Source organism: Acidobacteriota bacterium (assembly GCA_038040445.1).
GTDB lineage: Bacteria > Acidobacteriota > Blastocatellia > UBA7656 > UBA7656 > Onstottus_A > Onstottus_A frigus.
In genome coordinates, this window is sequence record JBBPIG010000003.1 from 117186 (window position 1) to 142844 (window position 25659).

The 25659-nt window shown below is 57.6% G+C and carries 25 protein-coding genes and 1 pseudogene; 15 read left to right on the plus strand and 11 right to left on the minus strand.

From position 1 onward, the window contains the following. The first annotated feature begins 157 nt into the window (after positions 1 to 157). From AABO57_04260 to AABO57_04295, 8 genes and pseudogenes are all read left to right on the plus strand, one after another. The gene (locus AABO57_04260; GenBank protein MEK6284933.1) at positions 158 to 1411 is read left to right on the plus strand and encodes a replication-associated recombination protein A; all 1254 of its coding nucleotides are present in this window, start codon (positions 158 to 160) and stop codon (positions 1409 to 1411) included. A gap of 118 nt (positions 1412 to 1529) precedes the next feature. Then, positions 1530 to 1949 carry an OsmC family protein gene (locus AABO57_04265; protein ID MEK6284934.1) on the plus strand — a complete coding sequence of 140 codons (420 nt, stop codon included), beginning with the start codon at positions 1530 to 1532 and terminating at the stop codon, positions 1947 to 1949. 39 nt (positions 1950 to 1988) lie between these two features. Beyond that, positions 1989 to 2159 (plus strand): annotated as a pseudogene (locus AABO57_04270) (YjbQ family protein). A gap of 82 nt (positions 2160 to 2241) precedes the next feature. Then, positions 2242 to 2769, plus strand: coding sequence for a zinc ribbon domain-containing protein (locus AABO57_04275; GenBank protein MEK6284935.1), 528 nt, complete (start codon positions 2242 to 2244; stop codon positions 2767 to 2769). Between the two features lie 97 nt (positions 2770 to 2866). Then, complete coding sequence (locus tag AABO57_04280) at positions 2867 to 3478, plus strand: hypothetical protein (protein ID MEK6284936.1); 612 nt, start codon at positions 2867 to 2869, stop codon at positions 3476 to 3478. A gap of 252 nt (positions 3479 to 3730) precedes the next feature. Further along, positions 3731 to 4288, plus strand: coding sequence for a hydrolase (locus tag AABO57_04285; protein MEK6284937.1), 558 nt, complete (start codon positions 3731 to 3733; stop codon positions 4286 to 4288). 120 nt (positions 4289 to 4408) lie between these two features. Beyond that, entirely contained in the window at positions 4409 to 6808 is a 2400-nt protein-coding gene (locus AABO57_04290) for a UvrD-helicase domain-containing protein (GenBank protein MEK6284938.1), read from the plus strand. 110 nt (positions 6809 to 6918) lie between these two features. Beyond that, positions 6919 to 7839: a carbon-nitrogen hydrolase family protein gene (locus tag AABO57_04295; protein MEK6284939.1), complete on the plus strand. Its 921-nt coding sequence runs from the start codon at positions 6919 to 6921 to the stop codon at positions 7837 to 7839. Here the strand turns inward: AABO57_04295 and AABO57_04300 are convergent, their stop codons facing one another. Beyond that, positions 7840 to 8211, minus strand: coding sequence for a hypothetical protein (locus AABO57_04300; protein MEK6284940.1), 372 nt, complete (start codon positions 8209 to 8211; stop codon positions 7840 to 7842). Positions 8212 to 8828: 617 nt separating this feature from the next. Here AABO57_04300 and AABO57_04305 point away from each other — a divergent pair. The 4 genes from AABO57_04305 (at position 8829) to AABO57_04320 (ending at position 12635) form a co-directional block, all read left to right on the plus strand. Then, positions 8829 to 10103 carry an MFS transporter gene (locus tag AABO57_04305; protein MEK6284941.1) on the plus strand — a complete coding sequence of 425 codons (1275 nt, stop codon included), beginning with the start codon at positions 8829 to 8831 and terminating at the stop codon, positions 10101 to 10103. Between the two features lie 378 nt (positions 10104 to 10481). Then, positions 10482 to 10985, plus strand: coding sequence for a helix-hairpin-helix domain-containing protein (locus AABO57_04310; protein MEK6284942.1), 504 nt, complete (start codon positions 10482 to 10484; stop codon positions 10983 to 10985). A 96-nt stretch (positions 10986 to 11081) separates the two neighbouring features. Next, positions 11082 to 12227, plus strand: a complete 1146-nt coding sequence (locus tag AABO57_04315; GenBank protein ID MEK6284943.1) for an NAD-binding protein — start codon at positions 11082 to 11084, stop codon at positions 12225 to 12227. Positions 12228 to 12269: 42 nt separating this feature from the next. Then, complete coding sequence (locus AABO57_04320; GenBank protein ID MEK6284944.1) at positions 12270 to 12635, plus strand: response regulator; 366 nt, start codon at positions 12270 to 12272, stop codon at positions 12633 to 12635. A 13-nt stretch (positions 12636 to 12648) separates the two neighbouring features. On the opposite strand, the gene AABO57_04325 is transcribed toward AABO57_04320, so the two are convergent. Then, the gene (locus tag AABO57_04325) at positions 12649 to 13644 is read right to left on the minus strand and encodes a GGDEF domain-containing protein (protein ID MEK6284945.1); all 996 of its coding nucleotides are present in this window, start codon (positions 13642 to 13644) and stop codon (positions 12649 to 12651) included. Positions 13645 to 13821: 177 nt separating this feature from the next. Here AABO57_04325 and ribA point away from each other — a divergent pair, with 177 nt between their 5' ends. Further along, a complete protein-coding gene (gene ribA, locus AABO57_04330) occupies positions 13822 to 14475 on the plus strand; it encodes a GTP cyclohydrolase II (GenBank protein ID MEK6284946.1) in 654 nt (217 codons plus the stop codon). Here ribA and AABO57_04335 read toward each other — a convergent pair. Continuing rightward, positions 14472 to 15587 (minus strand): hypothetical protein, encoded by a 1116-nt coding sequence (locus AABO57_04335; GenBank protein ID MEK6284947.1) that lies wholly within the window; start codon positions 15585 to 15587, stop codon positions 14472 to 14474. The two genes, ribA and AABO57_04335, sit on opposite strands and share 4 nt — an antisense overlap. Before the next feature lie 111 nt (positions 15588 to 15698). On the opposite strand from AABO57_04335, the gene AABO57_04340 reads away from it, so the two are divergent. Continuing rightward, positions 15699 to 16007, plus strand: a complete 309-nt coding sequence (locus AABO57_04340) for a hypothetical protein (protein ID MEK6284948.1) — start codon at positions 15699 to 15701, stop codon at positions 16005 to 16007. A 133-nt stretch (positions 16008 to 16140) separates the two neighbouring features. Beyond that, positions 16141 to 16578: a hypothetical protein gene (locus AABO57_04345; protein ID MEK6284949.1), complete on the plus strand. Its 438-nt coding sequence runs from the start codon at positions 16141 to 16143 to the stop codon at positions 16576 to 16578. Between the two features lie 128 nt (positions 16579 to 16706). On the opposite strand, the gene AABO57_04350 is transcribed toward AABO57_04345, so the two are convergent. The 8 genes from AABO57_04350 to nuoD form a co-directional block, all read right to left on the minus strand. Further along, positions 16707 to 16946, minus strand: coding sequence for a ferredoxin family protein (locus AABO57_04350; GenBank protein ID MEK6284950.1), 240 nt, complete (start codon positions 16944 to 16946; stop codon positions 16707 to 16709). 18 nt (positions 16947 to 16964) lie between these two features. Beyond that, on the minus strand, positions 16965 to 17225 hold the full coding sequence (locus AABO57_04355; GenBank protein MEK6284951.1) for a ferredoxin family protein: 261 nt from the start codon (positions 17223 to 17225) through the stop codon (positions 16965 to 16967). A 207-nt stretch (positions 17226 to 17432) separates the two neighbouring features. Beyond that, complete coding sequence (locus AABO57_04360) at positions 17433 to 18839, minus strand: aspartate ammonia-lyase (protein ID MEK6284952.1); 1407 nt, start codon at positions 18837 to 18839, stop codon at positions 17433 to 17435. Then, entirely contained in the window at positions 18811 to 19464 is a 654-nt protein-coding gene (locus tag AABO57_04365; protein ID MEK6284953.1) for an NADH-quinone oxidoreductase subunit I, read from the minus strand. The genes AABO57_04360 and AABO57_04365 overlap by 29 nt, the downstream gene beginning before the upstream one ends. 46 nt (positions 19465 to 19510) lie before the next feature. Continuing rightward, a complete protein-coding gene (locus AABO57_04370) occupies positions 19511 to 21124 on the minus strand; it encodes a 2Fe-2S iron-sulfur cluster-binding protein (protein MEK6284954.1) in 1614 nt (537 codons plus the stop codon). Between the two features lie 119 nt (positions 21125 to 21243). Further along, positions 21244 to 22485, minus strand: coding sequence for an NADH-quinone oxidoreductase subunit NuoF (gene nuoF / locus AABO57_04375; GenBank protein MEK6284955.1), 1242 nt, complete (start codon positions 22483 to 22485; stop codon positions 21244 to 21246). Positions 22486 to 22539: 54 nt separating this feature from the next. Then, complete coding sequence (locus tag AABO57_04380) at positions 22540 to 23016, minus strand: NAD(P)H-dependent oxidoreductase subunit E (GenBank protein ID MEK6284956.1); 477 nt, start codon at positions 23014 to 23016, stop codon at positions 22540 to 22542. A gap of 218 nt (positions 23017 to 23234) precedes the next feature. Then, positions 23235 to 25550, minus strand: coding sequence for an NADH dehydrogenase (quinone) subunit D (gene nuoD / locus AABO57_04385; GenBank protein MEK6284957.1), 2316 nt, complete (start codon positions 25548 to 25550; stop codon positions 23235 to 23237). Positions 25551 to 25659: the final 109 nt, after the last annotated feature.

Consider the following 25659-nt stretch of genomic DNA (forward strand, 5'->3'; position numbering starts at 1 on the left):
TCCGGCCCCTTAGTATTCTACTCAGGAGTCGCTTATGCCGAGACTGAGGAAGGCGTTGATCAAAGACGAGCAGCCTGCCAGCTTGTTTGAAGAATCGGACGATCAAGCGATCGCGTCGGAAACAAATGAAACGGGTCACCGGCCTCTGGCGGATAGAATGCGGCCGCGGAATCTCGATCGTTTCGTTGGCCAGCAAAAGATCGTTGGGCCGGGCCGGGCGCTACGCAAGATGATCGAAGAAGACCGACTGCAGTCGCTCATCTTTTGGGGTCCGCCGGGCACGGGCAAGACAACCCTTGCTCGCATCATCGCCGATCAAACCGCGGCACGCTTTGTTGCGTTCAGCGCAGTCTCGGCCGGAATACGCGAGGTGCGCGAGGTCATGGCTGAAGCCGACGAGTACCGCCGGCGGCTTGGCAAACGCACCGTGGTATTCATCGATGAGATACATCGGTTCAACAAGGCCCAGCAAGACGCTTTTCTTCACTACGTTGAAAGCGGCACGATAATCCTGATCGGAGCGACGACCGAGAATCCATCCTTTGAGGTCAACTCGGCGTTGCTCTCGAGATCAAAGGTATTCGTGCTCGATCCGCTAACGACCGATGAGGTTGTTACGATACTGAAAGGAGCGCTTGCTGATCCGGAGAACGGATTTGGCGGCGATCGGGTTGATGTTACGGAGGATATTCTTCGGGCGATCGCCGTCTATGCATCCGGCGATGCGCGGGTCGCGCTCAATTCGCTCGAGCTCGCCCTCTCGATTGCGGAAACGGATTCAATTGGCGCGAGGGTCATCACTGAAGAAGTGCTTCGCGAAGCGATGCAGCGCGCGTCGATCCGATACGACAAAGCCGGCGAAGAACACTTCAATCTGATCTCGGCGTTGATCAAATCGATCCGCAACTCAGACCCAGATGCCGCGGTCTACTGGCTCGCGCGAATGATCGAAGGCGGCGAGGACCCGCTATACATCGCCCGGCGGCTGGTCGTCCATGCCTCGGAGGACATTGGGCTGGCCGATCCGATGGCGCTGGTCGAAGCGGTCGCGGCCATGCAGGCGACTCACTTTGTCGGATTCCCGGAAGCGAAGCTGGCCCTGACGCAAGCCACTCTCTACCTGGCAACTGCTCCCAAGTCGAACTCGGTGCTCGCGACTTATATGGCGGCGTCTAAGGACGCCGTTGAGACCGAGCGCGAACCGGTGCCACTGCACCTGCGAAACGCGACGACCGGTTTGATGAAGCGGTTCGGTTACGGCGAAGGTTATCAGTATGCGCACGACTTCGAGTCGGGCAAGGCTGAGAACATGGACTGCCTGCCGGAAGGCTTGAAAGGGCGTAAGTACTACGAACCTTCAAAGCGAGATCGAAAGGCATCCACGAAGGACACTAAGAATACGGATGAATGAGTGCATGAAGTTCAGGCTGATTTTCCATTTTCCATTTGATATTTGCCATTGCCTGATTCTCTTCAATAACAAATGATAAATGGAAAATGGAAAATAGAAAATAGAAAGGAACTCACTCATGGCTGACGTCATCGTTTCTTCGATTGGTCATCTAAAGCAACAGATCACCGCCGGTACTCACACGTTCGTAGCCGACGAACCGCGCGAAGCGGGCGGCAGCGCTGCCGGACCGGATCCTTATTCGCTGTTGCTCGCGGCGCTCGGAGCGTGTACGGCTATGACTCTGCAGCTCTACGCCAGGCGAAAAGAGTGGCCTCTCGAAAAGGTTGAGGTCAGCTTGAAGCACTCTCGTAGTCATGCCGAGGACTGCGACGACTGCGCGACCAACCAGGGAAAGATCGAGCTAATCGAGCGATACATCTCGCTCACGGGTCAGCTCAACGAAGAGCAGAAGGCGCGATTGATCGAGATAGCCGAGCGGTGTCCTGTACACAAGACGTTGACTTCTCAGATTTCAATCAAGACCTATCTTGATTGATGAAGATGCTATGCCGGCAACGATACTGACCATCAGGACGCGGCGAGACAAGCAGGTTCTCGATATATGATCAGCTCGATTGTTGGAGCTGGCATCACTGTTCCGATTGATGGTGGAAAGCTCCAACTCGGCGCCTGGCAGCGAGTGTTGCTGGTTGAGTGCAACGGCCCTCGCGAGAGGAACGTCGTGGTCACGGTTGTAGCAGCTTGAAACCTGCCCTATGCGAATGAATTTGATTAGGCATTGTGACGCGCGTACTATCGGGGTGTCGACCGAAGGCTGAGGTTCAGAGATGTTCTGCCCTACGTGCGGAAGAGACAACTTGAGCGAGCGCAAGTTCTGCGCCTCGTGCGGGACCAATCTCGAGGCGGTTTCCCAGGTGCTATTCGGGACCGGGACAGACTTCTTCACCAGAATAGACAGCGGTCTCGATCAATTCATCGCGCGATACGCGGAACACGTTTTCAAGGATGCGCCAGCCAATGCCACCGACCGAAGTGTGAGCAATTCCTGGAAGCTTCTTGGTAAAGGCGCCCTGACGTCCTTCGTCGACCTCTTTCTGTCGCTTTTGATATGGAATGTTTTTACAGTCAGGTTCTATATTCTTTTGTTTTCAACTCCGTTTAGATTGCTTTCAGAGCGGAGCAGCCGTTTGAAGGGTTTGAAAGCGGGAATTGACAAGGCGACTCCGCGCAGCCTGCCTGAGCCTTTGCCCAACCAATGGCTTCCCGGTTCGGTGCCAAGCGTTAGCGAGCACACGACTGAGCGGCTTCAACAGTATCGGCCGCCGCGGCAGGAAGAGTCCCGAAAGCAAGATTAGTCGCTTGCTTCGAGAGCGGCTAGCTAAGAGGCTAACACCGAAGCATAGAAAGTGGCCTCACTAGACTTCGTGTTGTCCGATTTCGTGAGGTGATGAAATGGCGAAGAGTAATGGCGAGGCAGTAAGCATAGGCCTCCGCGCGAAAACGGCGAGAGCTATCGCAGTCGTCTTGGCAGGACCAGCAGATTCACCGAGAGTGGTTAGACGCCTGGAACTGGTTCTCTCAGATCCTGAGATGCCCGCAACCTCCGCGCCTTACCACGAAGTCATAGATCTCCCGTGGGAGCGGGCTACGGTTGCCGTTCGCAAGTCGGCGAAGAGAATCGAGACCATTACATCGAAGGCCCTGAGGCGCCTGATTGACGATGCGCAAGCCGAAGGTTATGCGGTAACAGGGATCGGAATAGTGGGAGCAGGGAATCGAAATCTCGGAAAGATCGGAAGTACTCACATTAGAGCGCACGCCGCTGAAGGAGTTTTGTTCCGCGAGGCACTTGAGGTTGCAGCCGCGGCAAACAAAGTGCGGAGCCGAACGTTCGATCAACGAAGCCTTGATGAAATCGCAGCGTCCGAATTGCAACTTCCAATCGAAAAACTCAAAGGGAGCCTGGGTGAGATGGGTCGCGCAGCCGGCAGCCCATGGCGCGCCGATGAGAAGGCGGCGGCCACCGCCGCGTGGCTGGCGCTGGCGTCGCACGGAAGCAAATGACTCAGGGTTCAAGAGTCAACGAAGATATCCGCGAGAATCCGCCGAATCAGTCTCATCCGTGGTCTATGCGTCGCTGTCAATTCGCTTCTTGCGAACTCATAGACCACGGATGAAACTGATTGGACCGATTTGCGCGGATACCAGTCCTTCACTAGTTGTCCCTCTCATGATCGCGCTGTTATATTGAATGAGCCCGCATCGGAAGACTCTCAACAGAGCTCTCCACGCGGTGAAACCTGTCAAGGACACGCCATGAATAACATCAGCCGGCTTTCCCGTGAGTCCGCCGCCCTGGCAGTCATCGACATGCAGGAAGCTTTTCGGCCGGTGATTTCGGACTTCGGCGTCGTCGCCTCGCGTATTGCAACGGCGGTCGAGGGCGCCCGGCTGTTGGAAGTTCCTGTGATCGTGACCGAGCAATATCCGAAGGGTCTCAAGCACACCGCCGAAGAGATCATTGCCCGGCTGCCGGCAGAGTTGACCCCGATCGAGAAGTCTTGCTTTAGCTCCTGCGGCTCAGAAGATTTCCTCTCGCAGCTCACGAACAAGAACATCAAGCAAGTGCTGGTCTGCGGCATTGAAGCACACATCTGCGTCTTGCAGACCTCGCTCGATTTGCTCGCAAAGGGCTTCGAGGTTTATGTGCTCGTCGATTGTGTCACGTCTCGCATACGCGAAAACAAAGAGGTGGCGCTGGCGCGGTTGACGCAGGCGGGAGCGATCCAGTCAACGCTCGAGATGGCGCTGTTTGAGATGATGCGGACGGCCGATTCACCGCAGTTCAAGGCGATACAGTTGCTGATCAAGTAAGGCAAGAATTGAAAATTGAAAATTGAAAAATGAAAATGGGAAATTGAAAACGCCGTCTTAACATCGTCTCTTAATTTGCAATTGTCATTTTTCAGTTTTCAATTCTTTCGACTCACAGCTATGAAGGAACTCAATGCCCAGCAGCAAGAAGCGGTGCAAATAGTCGAAGGTCCGCTGCTGGTTCTGGCAGGCGCTGGCTCGGGCAAGACTCGCGTAATCACCAGCCGTATCGCTTATTTGATCGAGCAGGCGGCAGTCCCGCCCTGGCAAATACTCGCCGTCACGTTCACCAACAAAGCTGCCGGAGAAATGAAGTCGCGCGTTGAAGCCGCGCTCGATCCCGGTCTGCGCACTTCCTCGCCGCTGATCTCGACTTTCCATTCCCTTTGCGTTCGGATACTGCGGCGCAATATCCAGGCGTTGAACGAGGGCTACTCGCGGAGCTTCACCATCTACGATCAAGACGATCAGGTGCGGGTAGTTCGGGCGATCATGAAGGACCTGGATATCGACGACAAGTCTTTGAATGCGCGGCAGGCGCTCAGCGCAATAAGCGGGGCGAAAAACCGCGGGAAGTCGCCGGCCGGCTATGCCAATCATGCCAATCAGGGCGAATACGCTACCGATCGCACCGAAAAGATCGCCCGAATCTTCATGCTTTATGAAGAGCGGCTAAAGAAAGCGAATGCGCTCGATTTTGACGATCTCCTGATAAGGGCCGTCGAGTTGCTTCGCCGCGTGCCCGATGTGCGGAAGTACTATCACGATCGATTCCGTCACGTGATGATCGACGAGTTTCAAGATACCAACGGGATTCAGTACGAGTTGGCTCGCCTGATTACGGTTGGCTCCTCCAAGGCCGACGCAGTTCTGGCAGAGGACCTTTGGAAGGAACGAAGCCTGTGCGTGGTCGGCGATATCGATCAGAGCATTTACTCCTTCAGAGGCTCCGACTTCAATATCATCCTCGGGTTCCAGCACGACTTCGCCGGCACCAAGTCGATCAAGCTCGAACAGAACTATCGCTCGACGCAGACAATCCTCGAGGCCGCCAACAAGATAATCGAGTGCAATCGGCAGCGGCTGCCCAAGACGCTCTACGCCACGCCCGAACTCGGTCAGGGCGAAAAGATTCGGTACTACCAGTCCTACGACGCCGAGGGCGAGGCCGCTTTTGTCGCCGACAGAGTCGTTGATCATCAGCGCCAATCTCACGACTTGCGATCGGTCGTGTTATATCGCACCAACGCCCAGTCGCGGTTGTTCGAAGAAGCGCTCAGAAGGCGTGGCATCGCTTACAACATTGTTGGAGGTTTCTCGTTTTACGATCGCGCTGAAGTGAAAGACATAATTGCGTATCTGAAGCTTGGGATGAACCCTCAAGACGACGTGGCCCTGGCGCGAGTCATCAACTCACCGCCTCGCGGGATCGGCAAGACCACGATCGACATCCTGCAAAACAAGCAACGCGAGCTTGGCGGTTCGCTGTGGGATACGATTGTTCTCGCCGTCGAGAATCGTGCTCTTGGCCCCCGCGCAACTGCCTCGCTCGAAAACTTCATCGGCATTATCAAAGGGCTGAGCGATCGCGCCGGTGAAGGTCAACCGCTTTCAGAGATAGTGAAAGCCGCGACGCTGGACACCGGTTACGTGCGCTCTCTGGAAGAGGAGAAGACGGTTGAGGCCGAAGGACGACTGCTGAACATCGAGGAGCTTGTGACGGCGGCGGTCGAGGCTGAAGAGCAGGACGAATCGCTGCAGGACTTCATCGACCACGCCGCGCTGGTGGCTGACACCGATCAGTACCGGGCCGATTCCAGAGTCACGTTAATGACCATGCACTCGGCGAAGGGGCTCGAGTTTCCGCTCGTTTTCATCGTCGGCGCCGAGGAAGGCCTTTTTCCTCACTCGCGCGCGGCGTCCAGCGAAGAAGACCTGGAAGAGGAGCGAAGGCTCTGCTACGTCGCGATCACACGCGCGCAGAAATATCTCTACATAACCCATGCCATGCAGCGCCGCATATTCGGCGAGGAATCGATAACTGAACCCTCGCGGTTCTTGAACGAGTTGCCGCTCGAGTTGCTGCAGAACCTCTCGCCGGGCCCGTCGTGGCTGGGGTTTGCGGAGCGTCCCGAGACGCGGGACAATCGCGCAGCCGCGGCCGCGCTCCGGGGCGAGCCGTCGCGCACGGTGAAGAAAACTTCGAACTACTCGGGCAAGACTTACAATTCGGTGGATGGTGTGCGCGAGTTCTTCAAGCGTCGCACGCAGTCTGCCGGCGGGGCCGAGCAGAGCAGGGAAGCCGCCGAGCCAAAGAGCAGAGGGGCGAGCGGCGACTCAGGCGCTGCAAGCTCGGGAGGGCAGTTTCGGGTTGGCGCACACGTTCGGCATGCGAAGTACGGGACCGGTGTCGTGCTTCGCTCAGAAGGCGCGGGCGATGATGCGAAGCTCACAGTGAGGTTTCCCGGCTACGGGCAAAAGAAATTCGTGGCCAAATTCGCCGCGCTCGAAAAGGCGTAGGTGGAAGAGACTTCAGTCTGTGTCTTTTGAATCTAACGACCGGCACAGGCTAGAGTCAACGCAACGTCCGGAACCCGGAACCCGGAACTCTGAACCAGGAACCACAAAAGTTGATCGTCAAAGTGGCAGCAGTTCAAGCAGCTCCGGTCTATATGGATCTGGCGCGCTCGGTCGAAAAAGCTATCTCGCTTATTGCGGAAGCCGCTTCATCAGGCGCGAAGTTGATCGTCTTTCCCGAGACGTGGCTGCCGGGCTATCCCGCCTGGCTCGATTGCTGCCGCGATGTCGCGCTGTGGGACCACGAGCCGGCGAAGAAAGTCTTTGCTCGATTGATGGAGAACAGCGTGGTCGTGCCGGGGCCGGTCACCGAAGCGCTCGCCGCAGCGGCGCGCGAGCATCAAGTTGTTCTCAACATCAGCGTTCACGAGCGAGTCGTAGAAGGCGCCGGCCGCGGCACGCTTTACAACACCATGCTGACCTTTGGCGAAGACGGTGCGTTGCTCAACACGCATCGCAAGATCATGCCTACCTACACCGAGCGGATGATCTGGGGCCAGGGCGACGGTTCAGGCCTGCGAGCCGTCGCAACCGGCGCCGGCCGGGTCGGCGGATTGATCTGCTGGGAGCACTGGATGCCGCTTGCGCGTCAGGTGCTGCACTCGTCGGGCGAAGACATTCACATTGCCGCCTGGCCGCAGGTGAAAGAGATGAACCTTGTCGCAAGCCGGCACTACGCGTTTGAAGGCAGATGCTTCGTGATCGCCTGCGGCGCGGTAATGAGAGCAAGCGAGCTTCCTGCGGAGCTTGAGCCAATCGAATCGCTAAAGCAGCGTCCCGATTCATTCGTGCTCAACGGCGGCAGTGCGATCATTGCGCCGGACGGTTCATTGCTTGCGGGTCCGGTGTTTGACGAAGAGGTGATCCTGACGGCCGATCTTGATTTGTCACGCGTGGCAGAAGAGAGTCTTGCACTAGATGTGACGGGACACTATTCTCGCCCAGACATCTTTGACGTGAAGCTGAAGTTCTGATTATTTGGATGTCTTCATCTGGGCAAGCATCGCTTTCAGTTTCGCTGTGAACGTTGCTTCGTCTAACCGCGGTGCTTTTGTCACGCCGTCGAGTTGATGCATCCAGAATTCGGGCGCCGGCGGCTCCTCCTCCCACGTTGCAGCAGTCCCGTACAAAAGATACACATCCCAAGCGATGCTTCTCTCAGTCCTGAGAACCCGCTCCCAGAGTTCGCCGGTTTGAGATTCCGCGTCGAGGAAGTAAGAGACTCGCCTGTCTCGAAAGCTATTCGAGAGCTTTCGCGCTTCGCCGCGGAAGTCACCACCAAAGATGGGAAGCCAGACGACGTAAGCTCTGACTCGATCCTCGGTCACCTTCTTTAGGGTCTTCACTATGTTGGAGAACCCCCAACGACACATCGGTCAGGTGGGAGAGACAAGAGCAATCAACCGCACCTTGCCCGCGTCGTTCCGAAAGCGTTCCTTCAATTGGTCAAGGCTGAGGAGTTCGACGGCTCGCGTCTTGCGGACTGCCGCAGCGGAACTGCCAGCTTTCTGCGCCGCGGCGCATGTAGGCGCACTCAGGCCGGCTAGTATTGCTGCTAAGACTATCAGGGCTATGATTGCAGGCCACCGCTTCGAGCTGTCTGCGTGTTGCGTTCTCATTTCTTCTGCGTAAATCATAGCACAGGGTTTAAGAGGATTGGTGAGATTGACTCTTGCCGAAATGCACGGTCTAACGGTCAAGCAATCACGCGCACGAACAGCGGACCATTGCCTGGAGGGGCGAGTTTAGTCAGAAGAGCATGGAGTTCAGGCTTTAGCCTGCGTCTGTTCTGATTGACCGAGCCAAGACCAGGCTGAAGCCTGAACTCCATGCTCTTCTGATAGGAGCCGAGTGCTGTATACTACCGGGCGCTTACCGTCGGCGAAGTAGGAAGACGACGTGCTGTCAGCACACGCCACGCAAGCCGGCGGGTGGCCGCTGCCGGCTTCCGATCGACTATTCTATGGATCACGAGGTGCAGCGACGACGGTTCACGGGTCTCTGGCGCCACGGCGCTTTCATGCGGCTGTGGACTGGCCAAACGCTGTCCGTCTTCGGCTCGCTGATCGGCAGTACGGCGATGGGGTTCACTGCGATTCTCGTCCTTCACGCTACGCCGTTCCAGCTCGGGCTCCTTTCGGCCGCCCGCCTTGCGCCGGGGTTCCTGACCGGTTTGATCGCGGGCGCCTGGGTGGACCGGCTGCGGCGAAGGCCGATCCTGATCGTTGCCGACATTGGGCGAGCCGCGCTGCTGGCCACAATTCCGCTGGCGGCGGTCCTTGGCCATCTGCGAATCGAGCAACTCTACATCATTACTTTCCTGGTCAGCATCCTGACGATCTTCTTCGATGTCGCGTACCAGTCTTATCTACCCTCGCTGATAGGCCGGAAAGATCTGATCGAGGGCAACAGCAAGCTCTCGGCTAGCGCCTCTGTCGCCGAGGTCAGCGGGTTCGGCCTGGCTGGCTGGCTCGTTCAGATTTTCACGGCCCCGATTACGATCCTGATCGACGCAATCTCGTTCCTCGCCTCAGCGGTCTGTGTCTCGCTGATTCGTGTCCCGGAGCAGGCGGCGGTCAGCGACGCACAGCCGAACATGCGCCGCGAGATCGCAGAGGGTTTGCATGCAGTCTGGAGCCATCCGCTTCTACGCGCTACAGCAGCATGCATGCTCACACAGGAGTTCTTCGGTGGGATGTACGGCACGCTGGTGGTCTTGTACATGGCGCGCGATCTCGGGTTTGCGCCGGGCGTCCTCGGCACGATCTGGGCGGTGGGCGGAATCAGCTCGCTCATCGGCGCGATGGTGACCGCCTCGGCGACCCGGCGGTTTGGGATCGGCCCGGCGATGATCGTGGGATTGCTAGTGATGGGTACCGCGATGTTCTTCATCCCGCTGGCACAGGGCGCGACGCTCACTGCGGCAGTGTTGCTGCTCATCCAGCAGATCGGAGGGGATGGCGCAGCGACCATCTACCAGATCAACCAGGTCAGCCTGCGCCAGGCGATCACGCCGGAGCGGTTGCTTGGGCGTGTGAATGCCAGCGCGCATTTTCTTGGGTTGGGCGGAACGCTTGCGGGCTCGCTGCTGGGTGGGCTATTGGGCGAGATGATTGGGGTGCGAATGACGCTGTTTCTGGGCGCGTTCGGCACTGTGTTGTCGGCGCTCTGGCTGGTGCTGTCACCTGTTCGTGAGCTGCGCGCTGCTCCCGCGGCGCTCGCCGAACCGGCAGCCTGAGGTTGTCAAGCTGAGCGCTTTGCATTCATCGCTCGTTGCTCAGGGCTCGTGGTCGGGAAGGTGGGCTTGCCCCCGATGAGCCAGTGCTCTGCTTATAGACAGCGGGGGCAAGCCCACCTTCCCGACCACGAGCCTGAGTTATGCGCGGGTTTGGCCGCGAGTAACACTCCGATGAATCAAGTTGGAGTTCTGGTGGGTGGCGGCATAAATCTTGTTAGCGGTGCCCGGCGCCACCCGCTTCGCGGGTTCAGGTGGTTCCGTTCTGCCGTTCCACGGGTTCGCGGACTCACCCGTGGCTTTATGCCGCCACCCGCTTCGCGGGTTAGTGAAGCTGCGGATGGATTGACCTTGCCTCGCAAGCGGAGATACCTTACTCGCGTGAGCGATTCACAAACTCAAGAAGGAAATCCCGCGGCCGACAACGCTGAAGTGGCCCGGGTCCTCCAGCAGATCGCCGACATGCTCGAGTTCAAAAACGAAAACCCGTTCAAATACCGCTCCTATCAGATGGCAGCCGAAACAATCGGTTCGATGGCAACCCCGGTGACTGACATTGTCTCGCGAGGCGGCGCCGGCGAGCTTCAGAAGATTCCAGGCATCGGCAAGACAATCAGTGCGCAGATACTGGAGATCATTCAAACAGGGAAGTCTTCATATTTTGAAGAACTAACCAAAGATATTCCCGCGACTGTGCTCGACTTGCGGAGAGTCTCCGGCATCGGACTGAAAACCGCGCAGTTGCTTTACCGGGATCTTGGCGTGAACAGTCTCGATCAATTGAAATCGTTAGCCGAGGGAGGGGGGCTGGCGTCTGTTCCCGGCCTGGGTGAGAAGACCATCGCTCGAATAAAGTCATCGCTGACCCGGCTGAGTCAGAAGTGAGCGCCGGTGTGAACGTGATTCAGTCCTGTCAGGAGCCGCGCGCTGATCTCCTTGCGCTTGTCAGCGGTTCGGCTGGGCGTTAGTCTAAAGGAAGGCATGAAGATCGTCGTTATCGGATACGGGAGAGTTGGGTCAAGAACAGTTGCAGCGCTTCTCGAGCGAGGGCACGAGATCACCGTCGTAGACAAGGAAGCCAGCCGTCTCGGCCGCGCTTCGCAACTGGAAGGCGTCGAACTTGTTCAAGGTAACGGCATCGACGTGGACGTCCAGCGCGAAGCCGGCATAGGCGAAGCCGACCTCCTGCTTGCGGTGACCTTCGATGATAACGTGAACCTGATGGCTGCGCAGGTCGCGCGCACCCATTTTCACATCCCCCGCGCAATCGCTCGCGTGTACGAACCAAGCCACGCAGAAGCCACTCAGGAAGATCCCCAGTTGATCGTCGTCTGCCCCACCCTTCTTGCTGTGACTATGATCGTCGAGCAGGTGGATATCGCGGCGGGTCAACCTGCGCCGGAGCGAATGCCGCCCGAAGTCGCTGTAGCTCAACCGCGGCGGCGCACCGAACCGACGGATGATTCGCGATACATCCTGATCTCCGGCGGCGGTAAGGTCGGAGTGAATCTCGCGCGCGAGCTCTACGAGAGCGGGCACGAGGTGGCCCTTATCGAAAGAGATCCGGTTCGCGCTGTTGCGTTATCAGCCAAGCTCGACTGCCAGATATACGTCGGCGACAGCTCGACGCACGACGTGCTCGAGGGCGCGGACGCAGCCCGTGCGCGGGTGTTTGTGGCGGCTACCGGCAGCGATCAGGACAACCTGATCGCTTGCGAGGTGGCCAAGAAAGTATTCGGAATTCAAAAGACGATCGCCCGAGCCTCGAATCCAAAGAACGAAGAGGTCATGGCGCGGCTCGGCGTAGATTCCACGGTCAGCTCGACCGCAATCATCCAACAGGTCATTGAACGCGAGCTTCCGACCGTTCGCATAAAGACTTTGCTTAGTCTCCAGTCGGGCGCTTTTCAGATACTCGAATACCCGCTGGACGCGACCTCTCCGGCTAGCGGCCGCATGGTGCGGGAGATCGAGTTGCCCCAAGAAACCAACCTCATCGCTATTTTGCGCGGCAACACAATGGTAGTCCCCCGCGGGGAAACCGTGCTCGAAGACGGGGACGTGATAGTCGCGTTGGTGAATACGGAAAAGGAAGCAGGGCTGCGGCTGGCCTTGCTCGGCGCCTAGCCCGCAGCAGCCGTTCGTTGATACTGGAACAAGGGGATCACTGTGAAAAAGGTACTAGTTGTCGAAGATCATCACGACACTTCATTCTTGCTCTGCCGTTTGCTGAAGACCGAGGGATACGAAGTGGAGCATGCGATCGATGGGATGGTAGGTTATAACGCCGCCTCGAGCGCGCCCCCGGACCTGATCGTTACCGACATCCAGATGCCGCGCATGGATGGGATCGAAATGATAAAACGGATTCGCCGGTCGGCCGACATCAGCCGCACGCCGATCATAGTGATGAGCGCTTACGGAAAGCGGGTGATCGACGAGGCGCTTGATGCCGGAGCCGACGGCTTCGTCGAGAAACCCATCGATCTGGCGAGCTTCCTGGAAACGATCAAGTCAAAGCTTCCCGTAGGGTGAGCATCACTGCGCATCACTGGGCATCTGCGGGACCGTAGATGATTGCCGAAGCATCGACCGTAGGATGAAAGGAATCCGGCCGGTCTACCTCAGGATCGAAGACACAGGTTCGATTGCGCCCGCTGAGCTTGGCTCTGAAGAGAGACTGATCTGCCTTCTGTACGATCTCCAGCGCCCCCGCGCCGTCATCTGGGAATGTAGCCACCCCCAGGCTGATCGTGATGTGCATTGTCTGAGCGAGATCGCTGGTGGATGCCGGGAACGGATGGGCTTCGACGGTCTTTCTGATTCCTTCAGCTACTTCAAACGCGCGTTCGCGCGAACCCACCACGTAAGCCATGTACTCCTCGCCGCCGTAACGTGCCGCCAGGTCCGCGCTGCCGGCAACATCGCGAATGATGTGGCCGACATCGCGAATGGTGTGGCTTCCCACAAGATGCCCGCGCCCGTCGTTGACTCGCTTGAAGAAGTCGATGTCCATCATCAGAACGCTGATCTGAGAAGGCGCCGCGCTGCGGGCCGCTTCGGTGATCTTGTGATCAAGCTCGGCGAACAGACTCCGGCGCGAGCGCAGACCCGTAAGCTCGTCGCGCTGGGTCATCTGATGAAGCTTCTCCTGAAACTCGGCCTCAAACTCGTCGAGCATCGCGTACTTCATCATGTGGTCGCCGATTTTTATCTTGTCGCCGTCCTGAAGTAGCTGTTGCGACGTAATCTTTGCGCCATTCAGAAAGGTCCCGTTGGTGGAGTCCAGATCGTTGACGTAGTACTCGAGGCAGTTTCCCTCCAGGCAAAGGCGTATTATCTCGGCGTGCAGGCGCGAGGCGATTTCGTCTCTGAGCACCAGGTCGGCCTTTGAGCCGCGACCTACGACGGTGCGCTCCTTTTCCAGATTGATCGTTACTCCGATTGAGTTGCCCTGCAATACGACCAGGACTGGCCGCTTGGTGTTCCCCGCTAGAGCGACTTCGCGGAGGTCGAGCTTTATTGTGCGCTCGGCATCATTCACAGCTAATCACCTTTGATGAATGAATATATCAACGACCGGGCAAAGAGCAAAGAGCAAAGAGCAAAGGGCGAAGGGCGAAGGGCGAAGGGCGAAGCGCTTTGCTCCTTTCTCTTCGCTTGACGCTAACAAGACCGCTAACTACACTTTTACCAAGTTAATCATTGATCGGGTTCGACTATGACGAAAACCAACGGCGATTCAAACAGACGATGCAGCGGTGTTGAGCGTCTCGCCGAAGCAAATCTGCCAACCGAATTCGGACTGTTTCGAATCATCGGCTTCAAGAGCCTCGCCACTAACGAAGAGTTTCCCGTGCTCGTCAAAGGAGAGCTGGATGAAAACACACCTGCTCTCGTTCGCATTCACTCACAGTGCTTGACTGGTGACGTGTTTCACTCCCTGAAGTGCGACTGCGGTCGACAGCTTGATCACGCGATGAAGCTCATTCAAGAAGAAGGGCGAGGCGTGATCATCTATCAACAACAGGAAGGCCGTGGCATTGGTATCACGAACAAGATTCGTGCTTACGAGCTTCAGGATGCCGGCCAGGACACGGTGGAAGCGAACCTGTCGCTGGGGTTCGAGGCCGATCTTCGCCAGTATGAATGTTGCGTGGATATTCTCAAGCAACTGGGTCTGCGGCGCATCCGGCTGATGTCTAACAACCCGGAGAAGATCGCGGCGGTGCAGCAAGCAGGGATCGAGATAGTCGAACGCGTTTCTATTGAAGTTGAACCGCACGAGAAGTCGCTGGGCTACATGAAGACCAAGAAAGAGAAGCTGGGCCACCTTCTGGACAACGTCGGGGCCGAAGACAAGGCGCTCATCTAAGAAGCTCCGCTGTGCCCCGACCCGCCCACAAACTCGTCCGAGTCATCCAGATACCTTGATTCTGACTCAGTCAGCGCGACACAAGCGCCGGTCTCAGGATCCAGCAACAGAAGAAACTCGTCGAGCCGTTTGACGATTGGTCCCGCCGCCCCGATGCCGACCGAGCCACGAGATGAGGGAAGGTGAGACAGCAGAACGCTGGGAACAAAGACTTCGTCGCCCCACTGCAAGATCCATCGCCCGGCTTCGGCGCCGGCGAAGACGGTGCGTATCCCGCCCCGCGCAATTTGCCGCGCGTTCAAGCGGTCAAGCTCACCCGAGATTATGTCCGCCCATTTACGCGCTTCCCGCGGTGTCAACGCGACGCGCTTATCTGAATCCCTTAGTTCTATTCCTTCCACCGAGCGCGAAGCCGTCAACGAATAGATTGGTGTGATCTCTTCGAAGGGTTCGAAGCTGCCGGTGTTCGCGAGATGCTCGAGCGTCGCGGCCAGCTTGAACGCCGACTGAAGGTGCACCGTCAGTCCCTTCAGCGAGATTGTGGGAGGCGCCGGTCGACTCAGCGCTGCCGGCGCAACGCGAAGCGCTTCGAGCCTGCGTTCAAGCTCACCAATGTGGTCGCGGCCGAGCAATACCCATCGCCCGGTCCGCTGATCGCTTATCAACAAGCGCCCGCCGCCGGTGGAAACAGTCAGCCATTCGCGAAGGCCCGACCGGCTCACCTCAGCCTCTGGTCTCGATTCTGAGCTGAACACATCTACAAAAACGGAAACCGCCGGACTGTCCAACCACAGCTCGGATTGGGGGTGCGACAACAACAGCTCATCGCCCACGTTTGCCAGCACAACTTCGTCTTGCATCCTCGCAACATCATAGAACTCGCTTCTGAACTGGACGGTGGCTAAGTAGTGTGCGGCCTCTTCCCGCCCGAAATACGCTTGCCGATTCTGATGCCTCAGCACCACGTTGTCATCAGACCTGACTATTAACCCGCTGCCGCCCTGGCGCACAACCCGCGATGTTACAGCGCCTTCTTTCAGGAACTCCGCGACACTTGCCGCGAGATACGGAGCGAAAGCAAGGCTGCACCTTATTGAGAGAATGTTGATCATCGGCGATGTTCAAGCATGAGCTTGAGCGCGCCGAAGTATCAAGTCATCACGTCATCATCATAGGGCCGATCGGCGTTGCGCTGGAGCGGCGACTTAGGTAGAAATGAAGCTATGTCGAGCAAGGGTCCGAGCCACAAAGAAGCGGTTCAAATTGCGATCGAGGGGTCCGTGCTGGAGTGCGAAGGCCAGGAACTGAAAAAGGGCTTGTGGGAAAACGGGGTCTACCTGGGCGCGGATGGCTTCGTCTATCACATCAGCACGAGACAGGCTCGGGGAGGCATACAGAAGACAATTAAGGGCAAACGCGCAGTCGGCGAGTATTTGAGATGGGTCGACGGGCTGTTTCGCCCGGGCGAACTTCCAAGCGAAGCGAACGGTATTCATTACCGCGCCGCGCGCAAGCTCCGCGAGTTGATCTAGCTCTCTCTCATTGGCAAGCTCAGCCCGATGGTTTCGTCCCGACTTTGGCACGGTCTCTCCCATCAAACGCCTTTTTCTCGTCGGTTCTTCGGCGAAACTGGAAGTTGGATAATCCGAATGTTATAGTCAAGCAATGCTGTACAGAAAGCCTCGAGTCGGACAAGAACTGAATGCGCACTGCGGCAAATGCAAAGATGAACGAACTCACATCGTCGCTGCGATGGACGGGGAAATCGTCCGCAGGGTTACTTGCTCGATGTGCGGCAGCACGCACAACTACAAGGTGAAACCTGCCGCCGCCCCGGAAGGGGGAACACCTGGCGCGGCCGCGCCTGCCAAAAGAAAAGTGGGCTCCAGGCGGGCCAAGGAAGCAAACACTTTTAACATCGATCCGAAGCGCCCGGTAAAGTCTTACGACATGAATAACATCTTTTCAGCCGGTGACGTCATCAATCATCCAAAGTTCGGGCTGGGCGCTGTTGAGGCGGCGCTTCCACCGAACAAGATTGAGGTCAGATTCCAGGAAGGCAAAAAGATGCTGCTTCATAACATGAAGAATTTCCGCTACTGACGCCGAAGATTTGATAAAGAGACACAAAGATGAGCCGCCGTTTGAACGAATCAACGGCGGCTCATTCTTTGTCTTTTTGGTGATTCCTATCCTGCCAGAAACTGCCGTTGGCATGGGACTAGCGCCGGCTATCGGAAAAACACCGCGTTCTTCTGAATGAAGCGCCGCCACTTAGCTGGCACGCCGGCTTCAGCGAAGATCGCAGACACCGGACACGCGGGCACGCATGCGTTACAGTCGATGCATGTGGCCGGGTCTATGTACATCTGTTGCTGATCGGGGCCGCCCTGAATGCAGTCAACGGGACATACATCGACGCAGGCGAGTTCCTTTGCGCCGACGCAGGGCTCACATATCACGTATGCCAAACTTCTTGCTCCGCGCGGTCATTGCTTGAAGTAGTCGGCGTTCATCTGAGTGAAGTTCTTCCATTGCTCAGGGAGATCGTCTTCGGTGAAGATTGCCTGTACCGGGCATGCCGGCTCGCACGCGCCGCAGTCGATGCACTCGTCGGGGTGGATGTACAACAACTCAACGTTCTCAAAGTCGGGCTCGTCTTTTCGCGGGTGTATGCAGTCTACAGGACAGACGTCGACGCAGGCGGTGTCCTTGGTCCCTATGCAGGGTTCAGCGATAACGTACGTCATTGAAACGTAAGCCTCCTTTTCAGGTATTAATAAATGATTTGACCGTTTGCCTGTACAAATTTCGCCGATTTAGTTTAAAGAGTCAAGGAAGGGTTAGTCAGCGGACGGACGACGGATGACGGGCGACCGGCGACTGACGATAATCAAAGGTCAGTGTCCGGTCGTCAGTCGCCGGTCGTCCGTCGTCCGTCATCCGTCATCCACCGACTACTGACCCTCCTCATACTCAGTCATCGCACGAGTGTCCATAACCTCAGCCAGCTCTTCGTCGGTGAGCAAGCCCTCTTCCTTGATGGTTTCTCGAATAGTCTTGCCCTTGCTGATCGCGAGCTTTGCGATCTCGGCCGCGCGAGCATAGCCGATTCGCGGACTGAGCGCGGTCACCAGTGAGACGCTGTGTTCAACGTACCAGCCGCAGCGCTCCTCGTTTGCTGTGATGCCTTCAACACACCGATCTTTCAGGACCCTCAACGCGTTGGTCAAGATCGTCAGCGACATCAAAAGATTGAACGCTATCACGGGCATCATCACGTTGAGCTCCAGTTGGCCCGCTTGCGCAGCCGTCGCGACAACCAGATCGTTTCCCATCACTTGAAAGCACACCATGCCGGTCATCTCTGCGATCACCGGATTGACCTTGCCGGGCATGATCGACGAGCCGGGCTGAACAGCCGGCAGATTGATTTCCGCCAAACCGGTGTTCGGACCCGAACTTAGAAGCCGCAAATCATTGGAGATTCTGAGCACGTCTGTCGCAAGCGTTCTGAGCGCACCCGACAACCCGACGAACGGTGACATGCTCTGCATCGCCTCGAAGTAATCGCCGGTTGCTCGAAGCTTTTGATTCGTGACTCGACTCAATTCCTCAACCACGCGCGTGCGGTAGCCCGGCGGCGCGTTCAAACCGGTCCCGGCGGCCGTGGCACCCAAGCCGATCTCCTTCAACTCATCTGCCGCTCGAGCGATTCGATCCGCGTTTTTCTGAATCGCAGTCGCGTAAGCCCCGAACTCCTGTCCCAACCTGATCGGCACTGCATCTTGAAAATGGGTGCGCCCGGATTTGACGATGTCGTCGAATTCGCTCGACTTGGTTCGCAGCGACGCCGCTAGAACGTCGAGAGTGCTTATCAACTTGTCCACTGACTCCAGGGCGGCAAGCCGCATCGCCGTAGGGAACACGTCGTTGGTCGACTGGGCCATGTTCACGTGATCGTTAGGGTGAACGATGGAGTAGTCACCCCGTTCTCCCCCGAGCAGCTCAATCGCGCGATTGGCCAGCACCTCGTTCGCGTTCATGTTGTGCGAGGTCCCCGCGCCAGCCTGGAAAGGATCGACCACGAACTGATCGCGCAACCTTCCGGCGAGCACTTCATCGGCGGCCGCCTCGATTGCGTTTGCTAGCCGCGCGTCCAGCGAGCCAAGCGCCGCGTTCACCCGCGCGGCGGCCTTCTTTATCTGCACGGTTGCGGTGACCAGCGAAGGGTAGGGCTTCCACCCGGAGATAGGAAAGTTCTCGATCGCGCGCGCGGTCTGAATCCCGTAGTAGACATCGCCCGGCAGTTCACGCTCGCCGAGCGAGTCTCGCTCAATCCTTGGTTGGGTCGAACGTGACATGAGGAATCATCTCGACGTCTTCTTTCAGCGTCACACGGCCCGCCAGCTTCTTCTTCTCTTTCACTATGGGGGTGAACTTGATCGTGCTATCGACCAGCTTCTCATTTGGCCGGTATCCCAACCCGAATTCCGGAAGCTCGGGCCGGCTCATCAACCGCTTGATGTCCCACATTGTTTCTTCGCGCGTGTAAGCGCATATCTCCGTTTCGCGGCTCATGATGATAGCTTCTTCGGGACACGCGTCAACGCAGAAACCGCAGAACACGCAACGCAGCATGTCGATATCAAACCTTGCGGGATACTTTTCGATCAGCGGATCGGGATGCTCAGCCGCCTCGATGTAGATGCAATCGGCCGGGCACGCAGTCGCGCACATGTAGCAGGCGACGCAGCGCGGCGAGCCGTCCTCGCGCGCGGTCAGGATATGCGCGCCACGAAACCGGTCCGAGTAGGCGCGGCGCTCTTCCGGATAGCGGATCGTCGCATTGACCTTCCCCGTCAGATTGTCGATCATCCGGTTCATGGTGAGGCCCATCCCGAACAGCGGGCCGAGCATGTCTTTGGCGAATGACGACTCCGCCTCCGCGCGCTCCCTGACGTTGATGACTTTGGCTGATCGCTTCATGGGTAGCAAAGACCTTACTCTGTATATCTCCGGGGCAGACTAAAGTCTACCCTACAACCACCCCCGGCAGGCGTGTTTGATCCAACGTGATACCGCGATACGCCGCGACGCTTTCGGTCATCGTCGCAAACACATCTTCTGCCGACATCCACAGCGACTCGGCGCCGCTCGCCTGAAGCAGCATCGCGAACACTTCCCAAACCGCCAGCGTGTCTCCCCCGGGCTCGATTGCCTTGCCTGCGAGCTGAACCCGTCCCTCGAAGTTCGTGTAAGTCCCATCCTCTTCAGACCACGCAGCGACCGGCAACACAACGCTTGCTGCTGCCTGCCAATCTGCTTCGTGAGCCGCCAGCACTACGGAGTACTCGAGCTCGTCGATCAGCTCGAAAATCCGCCCTTCGACTTCCTCGTCGTTGGGCCGCCGCACCAGCGGTTTGAAGTACACCACCACCGCCGCCTTTATTCGGCGCTCGCGTGCAGCCTTGATCGCGCCCTCGATCCCGCCGAGTTCCTCGCTCATAAGCCCCAGCTTGATCGCGCCCATCGAGTTCGGATGCTTATCGAAGTGACGCAGTATCTGGTCCTCCTCCTCCGCCAGATTCTTGTCTTCGGAGTCAACGCGGAAATCAAACTGAGTCGCGCCCAACTGATCGCCGAGATATTTCTTTAACAGGAACAGCGCTTCGTTTGTAGTCGAGGGCGAGGCGAAACCGAGAAGCGAACCCGCGCCGCTGGCGTCGCGGATCTCCTTCAAGCGCGAATCAATCGACCGCGCGGCTTCTTCCCAGGTAACGGGCGCTTGCACCCCGTCGCGCCCCTTCATCAGCGGCCGGTGAATGCGCCTGGCGTTATTCAGCTCGTGAAAGCTCAGCCGCCCCTCGTCGCACAGCCAGCTTCGATTCACCTTGGGATTGCGCCTGGGTATCAACCGGAAGATCGCTCCGTCTCGGTGGTCGATCCGCACAGTGCAACCGGTCGAGCATCCGCCGCACACCGAGTCCGTGGCGTGCAGGAACCACACGCGGCACTTAAACCTGAAGTCGCGAGATGTCAACGCGCCGACCGGACAGATGTCGACAACGTTGCCCGAGTACGGATTGTCCAGCGGCGCGTCCTCAAACGTCCCGATGGCAACGTGATCGCCGCGCCCGAAGAATTGCATCTCGCCCGTCTCGGTCACCTCCTCGAAGAAGCGAATGCAACGCGAGCACAGCACGCATCGTTCTTGATCGAGCACGACCATCGGCCCCAGGTCGATCACTTTGCGCTTGCGCACCTTCATCGCGAGCGGGATCTCGCTGGTGTGCAGCCCGTAAACCATGTAGTAGTCCTGCAAACGGCACTCGCCCGCTTGATCGCAGACCGGGCAATCGACCGGATGATTGATCAGCAAGAACTCGAGCACGCCGCGCACAGCTTCTTTGACTCGCTCGTTGTCCGAATGCACGACCATCCCTTCATTCACCATCGTTGTGCAGGCCGGCGTGAGCTTGGGCATTTTCTCCACGTCAACCAGACACATGCGGCAGTTGCCGTCGATGGACAAGTCGGGGTGGTAGCAATAGTGCGGTATCTCTATGCCGTGATCTTCGGCAGCTTGAATGATGGTCTGCCCGTTTCTGGCTTCGACCTCTCGTCCGTTTAGAGTGAATTTCGGCATCGCTTCTTTTTTCCGTTCAAACACAAAGGCACGAAGTCACAAAGGAAAAGAGCTGATAGCGACTGTCCCTGTCGGACCCTCCATTCTTAGTGTCTTTGTGCCTTTGTGTTTAAGCGCTCTCAGCTCGAACACAACGCTTCGAACTCGCTTCTGAACTTGGTTACGAAACTTCTGATCGGCATCACGTCCGCGTCCGCCAGCGGACAAATCGTCTTGCCTTCCATTCGATCGGCGATCTTCAAAAGCAAATCTACGTCGGATCGCCGGCCTTTGCCCGCAACGATGTTCTTCAGAATCTTAGCTGCCCAGCCGGTTCCTTCCCGGCAAGGCGTACACTGGCCGCACGATTCGTGCGCGTAGAAGTCCGCGATCACCGACAATGTCTCGGGCATGCTGGTAGTCTCGTCCAGCACGATCATCCCGCCTGAACCAAGCATCGAGCCTGCCTTTAGCAACGACTCGTAATCCAGCAGCGCGCCTTCGCACTCGGCGGCGGTCATCACCGGAACGGATGAGCCTCCGGGTATGACGGCCTTCAACTTGCGGCCGTTTGGTATGCCGCCCGCTTCGTTGTTGATGAAGTCCAGCAGCGGATACCCCATGTCGACTTCGTAAACACCCGGCTTGTTGACGTGACCCGAAACCGAAAAGAGCTTTGTGCCTTTACTCTTCTCGGTCCCGATCGCTGCGTGCGCCGCCGCGCCGTTCTGAATGATCCAAGGCAGCGCTGCCAACGTCTCAACGTTGTTCACCACAGTCGGTGAAGCAAGGAATCCGTGAGTGGCCGGAAACGGCGGCTTGATGCGCGGATACCCGCGATTGCCCTCCAGCGATTCGATCAGCGAAGTTTCTTCACCGCAGATGTAAGCGCCTTGCCCAAGGTGTATGAATATATCGAGCCCGTAGTCCTTCCCCAATAGCGAAGGCCCGAGTATCTTCGCTTCGTACGCTTCATCGAGCGCTTTCTGTACGATGTTCGCGACGAACTCGTACTCGCCTCGAATGTAGATGTACGACAAATGGCTGTTCAGCGCGTAGCAGGCGATCGCCATTCCTTCGATCATCAAATGCGGATCACGCTCCATCAAGATGCGGTCCTTAAACGTGCCCGGCTCGCTCTCGTCGGCGTTGCAGAGCAGGTAAGTCGGCTTGGCAGTGCGCGGCACGAAGCCCCACTTGATACCGGTTGGAAAGCCGGCGCCTCCGCGCCCGCGAAGCCCACTCGCCTTCACTTCGTCAATCACGGTCGCCGGGTCCATCGCCAGCGCTTTCTCGAGCGCCTTGTAGCCGCCGCGCTCGCGATACTTCGTGATGCTCGCCTGATCCGGCTTGTCTATGTTGGTGAGTAATATCTTAGTCATCGATCTTGGGATCCTGGGAGCGCAGGCATCCTGCCTGCCTTCCGTCTTCTCATCCTAGTCATTGCGCAGTTTCTCAATTATCTCCGCGATCTTTGCAGGCGTCAGGTTCTCGTAGTATCGATCTCCCACTTGCATCGCCGGCGCCGTCCCGCAAGAGCCCAGACACTCAGTCAAATCCCAACTGAACTTTTCATCACTTGTGACTTCTCTTTTCTCAACTCCCAGTTGCCGCTTGATCTCGTCGATGCACGGATTGACGCCCATCAACCAGCAGCTCAGGTTTTTGCAGATGTCGATGTGATGCTTGCCCGCAGGTTTCTTGTGAAGCATCGTGTAGAAGGTCGCGACGCTCAACACGTCCGAGGGCGGATAACCCATCAACCCACCGACGTATTCGGCGACCTCGGGCGAGATCCAACCGAACTCACGTTGGGCAAGCGTCAGCACTGGAAGCAATGCGGCGCGCTTCTCGGGATAGTGGCTCAATATCGTCTGATAGCGGCGCTTTGCCTCTTCGCTGAATTCGATCATCAATCCCACCTATTTGGACCGCGCCGCCCTCTACCTTCACCTTATTTGGACTGCGCCGCCCTTTACCTTCACCTTCCCTGAGCTTGTCATCGGCGGCGCTTTTGCTGACTCTAAAACGCTACACCTTATTTATCCGACATCTTCGTTCAAAGCGGCTCTTCCCACTTCGCCACGTTTCGCGCAAAGACAGCAAAGACTCGCAAAGGACGCAAAGACACTCATCGATCAAGCTCTCCCGCGATTATGTTCAAGCTGCTCAGCGTCGCAATTGCATCCGCAAGCAGTCCGCCTTCTATCAGCTTCGGATACGCCGAGAATATCGGAAAGCACGGCCCGCGCGCGTGACAACGCCAAGGGCGCAACGAACCGTCGCTCACTATGTAGAAACCAAGCTCGCCGTTAGCGCCCTCGCTGTAGCCGTACACTTCACCGGGCGGCGCTTGGATCCCGTGCATCACCAGCTTGAAATGGTTCATTAGGTCTTCGATGTTCTCATACACGCCCTGCTTCGGCGGCAGCGTGATCCTGCGATCGTCAACTTGATAAGGACCCTCCGGCAAATTCTCGAGCACTTGCTCGACGATGCGAACGCTCTGGCGCATCTCTTCCATGCGAACCAGGTATCTGTCGTACACATCGCCGCGATTTCCTATCGGCACTTCGAAGTCGAAATCGTCGTAGCTCGAATACGGGTGATTCTGGCGAATGTCATAGGGCACGCCAGCCGCGCGCAGCATCGGGCCGGTCATGCCCCAATCAGCCGCATCTTTGCCCGAGATCTCCGACACGCCGACCGTCCGTTGTTTGAAGATCACGTTGTTCGTGTTGAGCTTTTGCAGATCGTCGATGTACTTCGGCAATCGCGCAAGCACCTCGCGGCAACGCGGGACAAAATCTTTGGGAAGGTCTGCCGAGAGTCCGCCCACTCGCACGTAGCTCACCATCATCCGCTGGCCGGCGGTCATCTCGAGCAAATCGTAAATTTCTTCGCGCGGCTCGAATGAGTACCAGAAGTTGGTGATCGCGCCGAGGTCAACCAGCGCCGCCCCCAAACAGATCATGTGGTCCATTATCCGGGACAGCTCGCCAAGCAGCACGCGAATGTACTGGACGCGCTTCGGCACCTCTATGCCGAGCAGCTTTTCAACCGTGCATGCATAACCGACGTTGTTCAAGAACGACGAGCAGTAATTCAACCGATCGGTGTAAGGGATCACCCCGTTCCACTGATGGGTCTCGGCCATCTTCTCGAAGCAGCGATGCAGATAGCCTATCTCGCAATCCGACTCGATTACTTTTTCGCCGTCCAGCCGGGCAACGATCCTCAGCGCGCCGTGCGTAGCCGGATGCGACGGGCCTATGTTGATGATCGTAGGCTGCGGACTCAACCGGTCGGTCTCGTGTCCTTGCCACTCCGTCTTGTACTCGATCGGCAGCTTGTAGTCGCGCGACAGCGGCGTGCGTGCGCCCGGCTCGTGATCCTTGCGAAGCGGGTGGCCGATGAACTCTTCGTGACACAGGATGCGGCGCAGGTCGGGATGATTGCGGAAGCGGATCCCGAACATGTCGAACGTCTCGCGTTCATGCCAGTTCGCCGTCTTCCATACCGATGACACGGAATCAACTTCCGGAGCCGATTCCGGGAGCGGCACCTTCAACCGCACCCGGTGTCCGTGGTCGATCGAGTACATGTGATAGACGACGTTGAACCGCTCCTCTCGCTTTTTATCGGGATAGCCCAGATAGTCGAGACCAGTGATCGTGCTCAGCAGATCAAATTTCGTAGTGGGGTCTTCCTTGAGTGTGCGGCAGATCTCGGCGACCTTGTCCGGTCTCACCGTGATCGCCAGATCGCCGCGAAAATCATTCACGTCCAGCACCTGATCCGCGAAACGTCCCTGGACCAACGCGGCGATGGGGTTCTGCGGCGCGGCCGGCTCGCGGGTGATCTGCACGAGCCGCACTGCCGCGCGCGCTTGCTCTTCGGCGATTAACATCGGCTTAGGCGAAGTCTCGGTGATCTCTTTCAGCATCCGCTCGCGCAGTTCGCGGCGCGCGTCGGCGCCGACGATGTTTTCTTTCTCGATGAGCTGACGGATCATCAAGACTGCTTGCAACACCGCTTCAGGCGTTGGCGGACAGCCGGGAATGTAAACGTCTACGGGGATGATTTCGTCGATGCCCTGCATCACGTGATAAGCGCGATAGAAGCCACCCGAGGTCGCGCACGCGCCCATGCAAAGCACCCACTTCGGATCAGGCATCTGCTCGTAGATCCGCTTGAGCACCGGCCCCATCTTGTCGGTGATCGTTCCCATGACCATCAACAGATCCGACTGACGCGGCGAAAAGCGGACAACTTCAGCGCCAAACCTGGCGACGTCATAGTGCGCCGACACGACTGACATGTACTCGATAGCGCAACAGGCGGTCCCGAAAGGCAGGGGCCACAGCGAGTTCTTCCGCGCCCAGTTGGCGATCTCGCTGACCGTGGTAGTAAAAAAGTTGTCGCCAACCGCAGACTCGATAGCCATGCTCTACTTTTTCTCCAGTGCTGTTCTTGTCTCAGGTCGGATTGAGTTAGGGATGGTCATCGTGGTTGTCCAATCTCGATTTGAAATCTTATCTTCGAGACACAGGCGA

Coding starts and splice junctions, on each gene's coding strand:
- AABO57_04260 (MEK6284933.1), top strand. CDS start 158: ATGCGGCCGCGGAATCTCGATCGTTTCGTTGGCCAGCAAAAGATCGTT.
- AABO57_04265 (MEK6284934.1), top strand. CDS start 1,530: ATGGCTGACGTCATCGTTTCTTCGATTGGTCATCTAAAGCAACAGATC.
- AABO57_04275 (MEK6284935.1), top strand. CDS start 2,242: ATGTTCTGCCCTACGTGCGGAAGAGACAACTTGAGCGAGCGCAAGTTC.
- AABO57_04280 (MEK6284936.1), top strand. CDS start 2,867: ATGGCGAAGAGTAATGGCGAGGCAGTAAGCATAGGCCTCCGCGCGAAA.
- AABO57_04285 (MEK6284937.1), top strand. CDS start 3,731: ATGAATAACATCAGCCGGCTTTCCCGTGAGTCCGCCGCCCTGGCAGTC.
- AABO57_04290 (MEK6284938.1), top strand. CDS start 4,409: ATGAAGGAACTCAATGCCCAGCAGCAAGAAGCGGTGCAAATAGTCGAA.
- AABO57_04305 (MEK6284941.1), top strand. CDS start 8,829: ATGGATCACGAGGTGCAGCGACGACGGTTCACGGGTCTCTGGCGCCAC.
- AABO57_04315 (MEK6284943.1), top strand. CDS start 11,082: ATGAAGATCGTCGTTATCGGATACGGGAGAGTTGGGTCAAGAACAGTT.
- ribA (MEK6284946.1), top strand. CDS start 13,822: ATGACGAAAACCAACGGCGATTCAAACAGACGATGCAGCGGTGTTGAG.
- AABO57_04335 (MEK6284947.1), bottom strand. CDS start 15,587: ATGATCAACATTCTCTCAATAAGGTGCAGCCTTGCTTTCGCTCCGTAT.
- AABO57_04340 (MEK6284948.1), top strand. CDS start 15,699: ATGTCGAGCAAGGGTCCGAGCCACAAAGAAGCGGTTCAAATTGCGATC.
- AABO57_04345 (MEK6284949.1), top strand. CDS start 16,141: ATGCTGTACAGAAAGCCTCGAGTCGGACAAGAACTGAATGCGCACTGC.
- AABO57_04355 (MEK6284951.1), bottom strand. CDS start 17,225: ATGACGTACGTTATCGCTGAACCCTGCATAGGGACCAAGGACACCGCC.
- AABO57_04360 (MEK6284952.1), bottom strand. CDS start 18,839: ATGTCACGTTCGACCCAACCAAGGATTGAGCGAGACTCGCTCGGCGAG.
- AABO57_04365 (MEK6284953.1), bottom strand. CDS start 19,464: ATGAAGCGATCAGCCAAAGTCATCAACGTCAGGGAGCGCGCGGAGGCG.
- AABO57_04370 (MEK6284954.1), bottom strand. CDS start 21,124: ATGCCGAAATTCACTCTAAACGGACGAGAGGTCGAAGCCAGAAACGGG.
- nuoF (MEK6284955.1), bottom strand. CDS start 22,485: ATGACTAAGATATTACTCACCAACATAGACAAGCCGGATCAGGCGAGC.
- AABO57_04380 (MEK6284956.1), bottom strand. CDS start 23,016: ATGATCGAATTCAGCGAAGAGGCAAAGCGCCGCTATCAGACGATATTG.
- nuoD (MEK6284957.1), bottom strand. CDS start 25,550: ATGGCTATCGAGTCTGCGGTTGGCGACAACTTTTTTACTACCACGGTC.